Below are 10,286 nucleotides of genomic sequence, written 5' to 3' on the forward strand. Positions count from 1 at the left end.
GGCGCGCTTATGCAAACGCTGAGGCGCAGCTTTCTCTATGTCATTGTATTTTCGCTGTTTTGGTGGCTCCTAACCGGAGGAGTTGCGTACAGCTGGTGGTTTGGTGTGCCGGTGATCTTCGTGGCCTCTGCAATCGCAGTTAAACTCGAAAATAGCCGGCATTCGCTACATTTCAGCGCCATTCCTGAATTTTTGTGGCATTTCGCATCTCGTTCCATATTAGCGGGGTTCGATGTTGCCTATCGCACATTGCATCCAAAACTCCCGCTTAATCCAGGCTTAATCGAATATAAAATGCAGCTGCCCGCTGGTCGACCGCAAACGTTCTTTGCGGGAGTAATTAGCTTATTGCCCGGCACGCTTTCTGCATCTTTACACGCCAATACAATTACGCTTCATGTCCTTGATACTTCGGAAAACCTTAAGGAAAGCCTGCTGCAGACCGAAACGGTCATCACTCGTCTTTTCGGACCGGGGCTGGAATCGCATTCGTGCTCGCCCGAAGGGACGGGGCTGGAATGCGAAGCAGGAAAAGAAAAGGAGGCGAAATGAGTTTTCATGGTGTGATAATCTCCGCCGCGATTGTCCTTCTTTTCAGCTTGTTAGCCGGGCTTTGGCGCATCTGGCGCGGACCTGAATCTGCCGACCGAATGCTTGCAGCTCAACTGTTCGGTACCACCGGCGTGGCGCTCGTCGTCCTCTTAGCCGTTGCCATGCCTGATGTTGCTGGAGTTCTCGACGTTGCCCTAGTACTCGCATTGCTTGCGGCAGTAGCCATGATCGCATTCGTCCGCCGCTTTAATTCACCGCATTCCAGTCCCGTCCCTTCGGGCGAGAACCAATCCCATTCCAGCTACGGTCCGCAATGCGAGCAGGCAAAATCAGAGGAGCACAAACATGACGCTCCTTAACATTTTCCAGACGCTATTTATCACGATCGGCTGCTTATTTTTTCTTATAGGAACCATTGGGTTACTGCGATTTCCCGACGTATTAACTCGTATTCATGCACTCACGAAAGCGGATAATTTAGGGCTTGGTTTTATCGTTATCGGTTTAATCCCATCAATGAGCACTGCTGCCGATATTGCCAAACTCATTGTTTGTTGGGTATTAATTCTTGCAGCAAGCTCTGTTTCTGCATTTCTTGTTGCAAATCAGCACATTAAAAAGAGTAAGGAGTTTAAAGACCATGATGTGGTTTGACCTTGCTCTTGGCCTAGGCCTAATCATTGCCGCCATCGGCGTGTTTCGCAGCGAAGATCTCTTTCGCGCGGTCGTACTATTCGTAACCTTCGGCATCCTACTCGCACTGACCTGGTTGCGCTTGCAAGCGCCCGATTTAGCATTGGCCGAGGCTGCCATAGGAGCCGGCATTACCGGCGTATTATTGCTCGATACCCTCGGCGTCTTCCGACAACACGAACAGGACATCAATCCACGAAGTAGTTCGCAGCTGCCGGACATAAGCAGGCAGTGGGCAGCAAACGTCCTCGCACTCATCGCCTGCATTTCCGCCGCCGGTTTGTTGGCCTGGAGTTTGTTCAACACTTTGAAAATGCCCGCACCACACCATAACTTGGTCACAGTCGTTGAGGCGAATATTGCCTACAGCGGCGTCAGTCATGGCATCACAGCTGTGCTGCTGAATTTCCGCAGTTACGACACACTGCTCGAAGTTGCCGTGCTTTTAGTCGCCATTGTCATCGGTATCGGACTGCGCGAACGAGTTACTACTAGTGCTAATGCAACCTCTGACGAGGGCCAGTCAAAACTATCCGAGCCGCCAGCTTTGCTCACGAGTCTCGTGCGGCTTTTACTCCCACTTTTGTTAATCACCGCTATATTCGTCCTCTGGGCTGGCTCGACTCGACCCGGCGGTGCGTTTCAAGCCGGCGCACTTATTGCTGCGGCTGGTGTACTTGCACGGCTCGGTCAGATAGATATCGCTGCCCGGGTGACAACCATTCTGCGTCTAGGTCTCACGCTTGGGGTCTTTATTTTCCTCATCGTCGCAGTAAGTCCAATGCTCACGGGTAAGCCCTTCTTAACTTATCCAGCTGGCTGGGAAGGCACTTTGATACTTCTCATTGAGTTTATGCTGACAATTTCTATCGGCTTGATTTTACTTAGCCTTTTTATTCAGGCACCCCGGCCCCGCATTCCAGCCCCGGTCCGGAATGCCATTCCAGCTACGGGCCCTAATGCCGAAACCAACAAAGGCGGCGACCAATGACGCTCTGGCTGGAAGCTTTCAACACAGACTTTTGGTACGCAATCGTCGGTGCGGTCTTGCTAGTACTCGCCCTCGGAGCCTTCATCACTAGCCGGCAGCTAATCAAAAAACTGTTAGCATTCAATATCATGGGTTCAGGCGTGTTCCTCATCATGGTCGGCTTGGCGCAATATCAACACGGTCCCGATTCCGTGCCACAGGCACTCGTCCTCACCGGCATCGTGGTCGCAGTCGCCGCCACCGCACTCGCGCTCGTCCTCATCCGCAAATTTGTGCTCAAAGGGGGACAGCCATGATCCCTCTGCTGCTCATTATTCCGCTAGTTTTCGCGCTACTCAGCGTGCTGCTGCCGCGCCTGCCGATTAAAGCCATCGCCATTCCCGGGCTAGTACTGCAGCTTATCGCCAGCATTCAGCTCAGCGTTCATACCTACAAACACGGCGCCAGCGACTATGCGCTTGGCAGTTGGGAAGCACCTCTCGGAATCGCCCTGCACGCCAATGGTTTCACGGTGACCTTGCTCACACTCACCGCCTTCATCGCCATTGTTTGCGCCGTTTACGCCCTCATTTACCTAAAACGTTACGAGCACGAACAACGCTATTTTTGGCCATTATTCTGGTTCTTACTGGCGTCGCTCAACGGCATTTGGCTGTCGGGCGACCTTTTCAACCTCTACGTCGGCCTCGAACTACTCACTTTCAGCGCCGTCGGCATGGTCGCGCTCACTGCCAACAAAGCGTCGCTGCAAGCCGCCATCCGCTATTTATTCGCCGCACTGCTTGGCTCACTCGGCTACTTAGCCGGCGTCGCGCTGCTTTACGGCCAGTACGGCACCCTATCGATTCAAGAAATCGCACTCATCAGCACCAGCGACGCTCCCACGCAAGTCGCACTCGCCCTCATGACCGTCGGCTTGCTGATGAAAACCGCCATATTCCCGCTGCATTACTGGTTGCCGCCCGCCCACGGTGGCGCGCTCGCACCGGTCAGCGCGCTGCTTTCCGCACTGGTCGTCAAAGCCAGTTTCTATATTCTAGCGGTACTTTGGTTGCAACTTGCGCCCGACGCCATCTCTCCAGCCGCCGCGCAAGTCCTTGGTGCACTTGGTGCCGGCGCCATTCTGTGGGGAAGTTGGTGCGCATTCCGCCAACCCGACATTAAAATGCTCGTGGCCTATTCAACGGTCGCCCAACTTGGCTACCTCATGTTCGTTTTTCCGCTCAGTATCGGCACCAGCGCGGCCGCTGCAGAGCTTGCCTGGCAAGGCACAGTGCTGCATTTACTCGCCCACGCTTTCGCCAAAGCCGCCATGTTCCTCAGCGTCGGCACACTCGTGCTCGCCATCGGTCATCAAGGCATCAAAGATCTCGCTGGCGTCAGTCATCGCGTGCCGCTGGCCTTGTTCTCATTCGGTTTGAGCGCCGTCAGCCTCATGGGGCTGCCCCCTAGTGGCGGCTTCAACGCCAAGTGGCTACTCTTGCAAAGCGCGCTGAGCAGCGGCCAATGGTGGTGGTTCATCTTCATTTTGGGCGGCGGCCTTCTCACCGCGGCCTACGTTTTTCGCGTTTTCAGCGTGTCGTTTATCGAAGAAGCCCGACATAAATTTGCGCCGACCCACTGGCTCCTCGACGTCAGTGCCCTCACCCTTGCCGCAGCCGCCATTTTGCTTGGCTTCGTCAGTCAGTGGCCACTCACTCTCATGGAACTCGTTCCGGGGGTGCAATCATGAACGCCTGGCTACCAGTTGCCGTGTTAGGCACGTCGCTGATCGCGTCGCTAATTATTTTCCTCGTGCCCGACGCCAAACAGCGCTTGCGCAGCACCCTTAACATCACCGCAGCCCTCGTAAAAATTGGCTTAGTGGCGTGGATGGTGTTCGGCATTTATCAACAAGAGCTGTTCGAAACCCGCTTCACACTGGTCCCCGGCATCGATTTCGTCCTCCGCGCCGACTCGCTCTCCATGCTCTTCGCCGGCCTCAGCTCGGTACTCTGGCTGTTCACCACGATTTACGCCATCGGCTACCTCGAAGGCTCACCGCACCGCAGCCGTTTCTTCGGTTTTTTCAGCTTGTGTGTCGCCAGCACCATGGGCATATCCCTCGCCGGGAACCTCTTTACCTTCTTGATTTTCTTCGAGATGTTAACGCTCTCAACCTACCCACTCGTGGTTCATCGCGGCACGCAAGCTTCGCTCACCGCCGGTCGCACCTATTTGCGTTACACCCTCGGCGGTGGCGCCATGCTGCTCCTCGGTGTGGTACTTTTATATAGCTACGCTGGCCCGCAAGTCGGCGAATTCGCTGAAACCGGCACCTTACGTGCCGCCACCAGCCTCGATCCTCGCACTCTGGCTGCGATCTTCGTCGTTCTCATCATCGGCGTCGGGGTCAAAGCCGCTTTTGTGCCGTTTCATGGATGGCTACCGGTCGCCATGGTCGCGCCCGCGCCAGTGTCTGCATTGCTGCACGCCGTTGCCGTTGTCAAAGCCGGGGCATTCGGCATTATTCGCATTGTTTACAACGTCTATGGCATTGAATTTTCAGCACAAATAGGCGTACTTTTACCACTCGGAATTCTCGCCGCAATCACCATTATTTGGGGCTCCATGCAAGCGCTGCGGCAAATGGAACTGAAAAAACGACTTGCATATTCGACCGTCAGCCAAGTCTCCTACATCGCCCTCGGCGTCGCCTTGTTCGGCCCCATCGGCTCCATCGGTGGTCTCGTGCACCTACTGCATCAGGGCATCATGAAGGTCACCTTATTCTTTGCCGCCGGTAACTATGCAGAAACGTTAGGCATTCATCGAATCGACGAACTCGACGGGGTCGGCAAACGCATGCCCGGCACCAGCCTCGCCTTTACCATCGGCGCGCTCGGCATGATAGGCCTACCGCCGACCGCAGGTTTCATCAGCAAATGGTACCTCGGCATCGGCGCCCTCGAAGCCGGCATGGCCTGGGCGCTAGGCGTATTGGTGCTCAGTAGCGCCCTCAACGCAGCCTATTTTTTACCGATTCTTTATCGCCTCTGGTTCAAACCCGTGCGCGGCGCGTGGCCAGACGAGCAAATCCCAGCCGCCCGCTTCGAAACCGACCCATGGCTGCTATTCCCAACACTCGCCACCATGGCGTTTACCATCGCCGCCGGCCTCCTCGCGTCGCACCCGTGGAGCCCACTCACCTGGGCCACACTCATCTCCGTCCGGGAGTACCTGCCATGATTAGGGACCGTAGCTGGAATCGCATTGCGGACCGTAGCTGGAATCGCATTGCGGACCGGGGCTGGAATGCCATTGCGGACCGTAGCTGGAATGCCATTGCGAACCGGGGCTGGAATGAGGAGGCTTCATGCTGCTAACGATATTCTTCGCGTTTTTAGGGGCTTGCACGGTCACTGAGCAGAACGCTCGGCGTCGCTTGTGGTTGCTTATCGCGGCGCCAATTCCGATCGGCATTATCACGCTCATGAGCATGATCTCGGAACTCATACCCAGCAGCGCTCTCCATATCGAATCGGCCAGCATCTTTCTCGGCCTCGATTGGTCGCTCAAACCACAGCTAGCGCCGCTACTCTTAATGACCGCAGCGCTATGGAGTTTCGCCGGGATTTTTGCCGCACGAGATTTTTCTCCGGCCGCAAAAACAAAAGCCAAACCTCACGCAGCACGCTTCCTCCGCTGCTGGCTGCTCACGCTCACCGGCAACCTCGGCTTACTCGTCGCCAACGACATCGCCTCGTTTTACTTGTTTTTCGCGCTCATGACCTTTGCTGCCTATGGCCTCGTCATCCACGACGAAACGCCTTCCGCTCTCAAAGCCGGCAAGGTGTACATTATTATGGCCGTCATCGGCGAAGCATTTTTACTCGCGGGACTTATTTCCGCAGCAGCAAGCGTAGGCAGCGAACATACGCCACTGCTGCAAGAATTACCGCAAGGCATCGTCAGTAGCGACCATGGCCTCAGCATCGCAACCGCACTCTTTATCGGCTTCGGCGTCAAAGCTGGCCTCGCCGGCGTGCACTGGTGGCTGCCACTTGCCCACCCCGTCGCGCCCACTCCGGCCAGCGCCGTCTTAAGTGGCGCCATGATCAAGGCCGGACTCGTCGGCTGGCTGCTCACGCTACCCATCGGCAATCTCAGCGAGCCCCAGGCAAATATCGCCCCGCTCGCCAGCGCCGCAATCCTACTCGGACTCATCGGAGCTTGGGGTGCAGGCGTGGTTGGCGTCTTCAGCGGCAAAGCGAAAACCGTACTCGCCTACTCCAGCATCAGCCAAATGGGCATGCTCACACTGATGCTCGGCGTCGCCCTACGCTATCCCGATAGCGCCGCCCTCGTGCTCGCCGCCATGGTCATTTTCGCCAGCCATCACGGCGTCAATAAAGGCTTGCTGTTTCTTGGGGTTGCATGGCGCAAAGCTGCATCTGGCGTAGGATTAACCGTCGTCGCCGTGGTGCTCACCGTCGCCGCGTTAAACCTCATCGGCGTGCCATGGTCGAGCGGTGCCTACGCCAAAGACCTATTCAAAGCCGTCCTCGCCGACCTGCCAGTAGGCATCCTCTACGCTGCCTTCAGCTACGGCGCACTCGCAACCACTGCACTCATGCTCCGCTACGCTTATTTGCTGTGGCAAAAACGTTGATTTTTTCTGCAATGCAGCAAATATTCACGGCTTTTTCTTGATTCCTCGCGCCGAATTCCCTAACATAGCGCGGCTTGCAGGATAGGTGGCCGAGCGGCTGAAGGCGCACGCCTGGAAAGTGTGTATACGGTAACCCCGTATCGAGGGTTCGAATCCCTCCCTATCCGCCATATAATAAGCCGTAGCCTTTATTTATAAGGGCTACGGCAAATCCAACCAAAGAAAAAACCGCCAAGCAAACCGTCAAATCGTCCTCACTTTATAGATAACGTTTAATTTGCCATTCCTTTTTTAAAGTTGTAGGTTGTTCTCAAACAGCGATTCAAGGAGGATATATGGCCTTAATTAATTGCCATGAATGTAACCATCAAGTAAGTAAGTCAGCAAAAAAGTGTCCTAACTGCGGAGCCCCTGTTAAAAAGAAAACTTCAGTTTTTTCATGGCTAGGATGGACTGTACTTCTTCTATTTCTTATTAATATATTTGCGGATACGCAAGCCCCATCATCATCTAGATCTTCTGACTCTTCACCGAACCAAACATCAACAGCATCAGAACCTGTAGCCTCATCTCAGCCTCCTTCTAACTTTAGAGTAACAAGGTCTGAGGATGCAATGACAGGTGATGTTTCGGTCTTTGCTATATCAACTAAGACAAAGCCACTTCGTGCTATGTCGTTTCCTTATCATAGTACAGAAGCTTGGCTTGGTTTTGGATGTACATCCGATAGCGAATGGATATTTTTGGGATTCTCAAGCACCCCTAACCTAAATCGTACTGAGCTACTAGATGGGTTTAATCGTATTAAAACTAGAGCCAGATTTAACGAAAGTGTTGTAGATGTAGTCTTGACCCAGAGGTGGGGATCTTCGTTTCTGCATTTTTCAGAGCCAAAACGAATCACACCGAGAATAATTCAGAGCAACACGTTCCTTATTGAACTTAATTGGCATAGACAAGATAACGTTCATTTCGAGATTAATCTCACAGGCTCTGCTGCTGCAATAGAACAAGCTCGCACTCAGTGCGGTAGCATCGCTAAGTGAATTAATTTGCGAGCACTTTATGAACGACTCAACAATCCAATCAAACCGTTAGAGATGCCTCATCGATGTTGGTCTTACTGGCAAGAGCTCTAGATTGTCAGAAAAATCGGGGGGTATCCTGACTTATTCAATTTTCGAGTATCGTGTGGGGGGGGATTCCCTTAGTGTGTTCACTCCAACTAAACATACTACCATCGTCCCTTGATCTAGAAATTTTGAAAACCCGAAAGTTGAATCAGGTCAAATCATTAAATAATATAAAAGCTCCATAGAGGAGCTTTTATACCTAGGCTTTTGAGTGTTATTGGCTCAGATGTTTTTCATTTGAATACTAGCCATTGCAAGCACAGCCTCGACCTTTGTGGCACGTCTTATTCCTTGCAATACAACTATCACCGCAAGCTTTACCCTTCGTACATACTTTACAACAACGTGGACTTTGAAGACCTGTAAAGCCATTATCTACCTGAAAAAGCTCTGCGATTCCTCCAACCTTTACTTCAATATCTGACTTTTCTATAGCATCACCACACGCCTCCAGCGCTTCGGCAACAACTTGGACTGTCTGATGAGTGCTCTCAACTGATTGCTCAGCTTGAGACTGAACCAAAAAAAGCGGTAGTAAAATAGTAACCAACAGTAGTAATCTTTTCATATCTAATCCTTAAGTTTTCGGTAACAAACGTTTCGTTACAAAAGGCGCTTCGCTACTACTGAAACTTGTAATCAAGCTGACTATATATTAACCAACGAATTGAGGGAAGAAGAACATGGATGCTAATGAGATCAAGCAAAAGATAACAGAAATGGGGTTCAGTCTTACAATGATTGCCGAGACATTAGGTAAATCTCCGAGTTTGGTTTCTAAGGTAGTTAATGGTAGATCTAAATCTCTTTTAATAGCAGCTGCTATAGCAAAGATTTTAGGTAGGCAGATCGATGAAATATTTCCGAACCAGTACAACACTGGTTTCGGCCGTAACTACAGATACTCAAGTACCTATATGGCTAAGCAGGAAGAGCTCAGACGGCTTGTAAGGCAAGATTAAGTATAACATGATGGATTATAGAGTTGAGGTCATAACAAGCCATACAGATCCAAAAAGTTAACTTTAGTATTTAGGTCAAAGTTAAAAGTTCAATCCTCGAGAGTCCAAGCCAGTATGATGGCTCAAGGCTTTGTTAGGGTTTCTGGTTTGACTGGATAGCATTTAGGTTAGGGAGGATTTACATTGCCAACCAACAACATAGAGAAGCACCTCAAGCAAACAGGTTTATTCTGGCTCATAACGCTTACTGGATTAGTAGCAGTTTTAGCAGTTGGTGTTGCATTGTATTACTTCGCTTATGAGGGGCATGACCAAAACTGGGTGCTGAGTAATGAACCTAAAGATTATCTTGATTTTGGAGTTTTTATTGGGGCTTTAATAACTCCATTAGTAGCTGTAGTTTCACTGGTGATTTTCTGGAAAACCTTGCGTCTACAGATGGTAGAGCTTGTAAAAAGCGCTAAGAGTCTCGAACAAACAGCTAAAGCTAACCAAAGTATCGTAAGCCAAAATGAGAGGTTATTTCAGTTACGTGCCCTCCATGAAAAGTTGACTAAAGACTTCAAACGACTAGATGAGTTAGAGAAGTATGAAATGCTAAAGCGTGGTGAAGGTGGCGAGCTTGACTTAGATAGATACGGTCAATACCAGTCGAAGCTTGCTTCAGAAGTGTTAGAGCAAAGAGACTTAGAGTATCTGAATCAAGTAAATAAGAATCAGAAGTCTCTAGATGAGCTAAATGGATTTGCTAATTTGCTACTGATGATCGGAACTGATTTTCTGCATTACCTTAGCTTGGGAGGTAAGGTGCATCATTTTCTTGAAGAAGGCAATAAACTCAATAACCTTACTTACAGTGTCTCTAGGGTATTTCCTAATGTAGAGGAAATACTTGAAGATGCCACGCTTCGGTCTAGGCTCCATTCAATTTTGGTAATCAATGAGCATTTAGACCAAGAACTTGATAAAAACGACGGCTTTCTAACTTCAATGGTTCTTAAATATAAAACTGACACCGATGACCAACCACGATATCTCTGAGTCGTGAGCGAAGCGAACAGCGAAGAGCCAGTGTCGTGGGTGGGAGTCGGTAAAACTAAAATCAGACCAACCCTAATAAACTCAATTTTTCCCTAAGAGTAGATAAGCTTAGATCTTCAGAGTATTTAAACTCTACAAGGTAAGCGTAACGTCAACCACACCTATTCAGCCATAGTTTGAAACCATAGGCTACCACCAGGTTTATCTTAAAAGGTGATAGCACTATGAGTCGAGTACATCGAACCCGCGAGCAATGGCGTGAG

General features: G+C 51.0%; 12 protein-coding genes and 1 tRNA gene. 12 read left to right on the top strand and 1 reads right to left on the bottom strand.

The features are described from left to right. The first annotated feature begins 9 nt into the window (after positions 1-9). The 10 genes from CWE06_RS10700 to CWE06_RS10745 all read left to right on the top strand — a co-directional run bounded on the left by CWE06_RS10700 (position 10) and on the right by CWE06_RS10745 (position 7,933). The gene (locus tag CWE06_RS10700) at positions 10-552 is read left to right on the top strand and encodes a Na+/H+ antiporter subunit E (RefSeq protein ID WP_126793970.1); all 543 of its coding nucleotides are present in this window, start codon (positions 10-12) and stop codon (positions 550-552) included. Then, on the top strand, positions 549-911 hold the full coding sequence (locus tag CWE06_RS10705) for an MrpF/PhaF family protein (protein WP_157981171.1): 363 nt from the start codon (positions 549-551) through the stop codon (positions 909-911). The genes CWE06_RS10700 and CWE06_RS10705 overlap by 4 nt, the downstream gene beginning before the upstream one ends. Then, positions 898-1,206, top strand: a complete 309-nt coding sequence (gene mnhG, locus CWE06_RS10710; RefSeq protein ID WP_126793976.1) for a monovalent cation/H(+) antiporter subunit G — start codon at positions 898-900, stop codon at positions 1,204-1,206. Before CWE06_RS10705 ends, mnhG begins: the two co-directional genes overlap by 14 nt. Next, entirely contained in the window at positions 1,193-2,236 is a 1,044-nt protein-coding gene (locus tag CWE06_RS10715; RefSeq protein WP_126793979.1) for a hydrogenase subunit MbhD domain-containing protein, read from the top strand. The genes mnhG and CWE06_RS10715 overlap by 14 nt, the downstream gene beginning before the upstream one ends. Continuing rightward, on the top strand, positions 2,233-2,532 hold the full coding sequence (locus tag CWE06_RS10720) for an NADH-quinone oxidoreductase subunit K (RefSeq protein ID WP_126793982.1): 300 nt from the start codon (positions 2,233-2,235) through the stop codon (positions 2,530-2,532). Before CWE06_RS10715 ends, CWE06_RS10720 begins: the two co-directional genes overlap by 4 nt. Further along, the gene (locus tag CWE06_RS10725; RefSeq protein ID WP_126793985.1) at positions 2,529-3,968 is read left to right on the top strand and encodes a complex I subunit 5 family protein; all 1,440 of its coding nucleotides are present in this window, start codon (positions 2,529-2,531) and stop codon (positions 3,966-3,968) included. Before CWE06_RS10720 ends, CWE06_RS10725 begins: the two co-directional genes overlap by 4 nt. Continuing rightward, positions 3,965-5,464, top strand: a complete 1,500-nt coding sequence (locus CWE06_RS10730; protein WP_126793987.1) for a complex I subunit 5 family protein — start codon at positions 3,965-3,967, stop codon at positions 5,462-5,464. Before CWE06_RS10725 ends, CWE06_RS10730 begins: the two co-directional genes overlap by 4 nt. Before the next feature lie 127 nt (positions 5,465-5,591). After that, the gene (locus CWE06_RS10735) at positions 5,592-6,887 is read left to right on the top strand and encodes a proton-conducting transporter transmembrane domain-containing protein (protein ID WP_126793990.1); all 1,296 of its coding nucleotides are present in this window, start codon (positions 5,592-5,594) and stop codon (positions 6,885-6,887) included. A 79-nt stretch (positions 6,888-6,966) separates the two neighbouring features. Continuing rightward, positions 6,967-7,057: transfer RNA gene (locus CWE06_RS10740), tRNA-Ser, on the top strand. A gap of 165 nt (positions 7,058-7,222) precedes the next feature. Next, a complete protein-coding gene (locus tag CWE06_RS10745; protein ID WP_126793993.1) occupies positions 7,223-7,933 on the top strand; it encodes a zinc ribbon domain-containing protein in 711 nt (236 codons plus the stop codon). 331 nt (positions 7,934-8,264) lie between these two features. Here CWE06_RS10745 and CWE06_RS10750 read toward each other — a convergent pair whose 3' ends face one another. After that, positions 8,265-8,588, bottom strand: a complete 324-nt coding sequence (locus CWE06_RS10750) for a hypothetical protein (protein WP_126793996.1) — start codon at positions 8,586-8,588, stop codon at positions 8,265-8,267. A gap of 115 nt (positions 8,589-8,703) precedes the next feature. On the opposite strand from CWE06_RS10750, the gene CWE06_RS10755 reads away from it, so the two are divergent. Next, on the top strand, positions 8,704-8,982 hold the full coding sequence (locus tag CWE06_RS10755; RefSeq protein WP_126793999.1) for a helix-turn-helix domain-containing protein: 279 nt from the start codon (positions 8,704-8,706) through the stop codon (positions 8,980-8,982). A gap of 183 nt (positions 8,983-9,165) precedes the next feature. After that, the gene (locus tag CWE06_RS10760) at positions 9,166-10,023 is read left to right on the top strand and encodes a hypothetical protein (protein ID WP_126794002.1); all 858 of its coding nucleotides are present in this window, start codon (positions 9,166-9,168) and stop codon (positions 10,021-10,023) included. Positions 10,024-10,286 lie beyond the last annotated feature (263 nt).

Source organism: Aliidiomarina haloalkalitolerans, assembly GCF_003987315.1.
In the GTDB taxonomy this organism is placed as follows: domain Bacteria; phylum Pseudomonadota; class Gammaproteobacteria; order Enterobacterales; family Alteromonadaceae; genus Aliidiomarina; species Aliidiomarina haloalkalitolerans.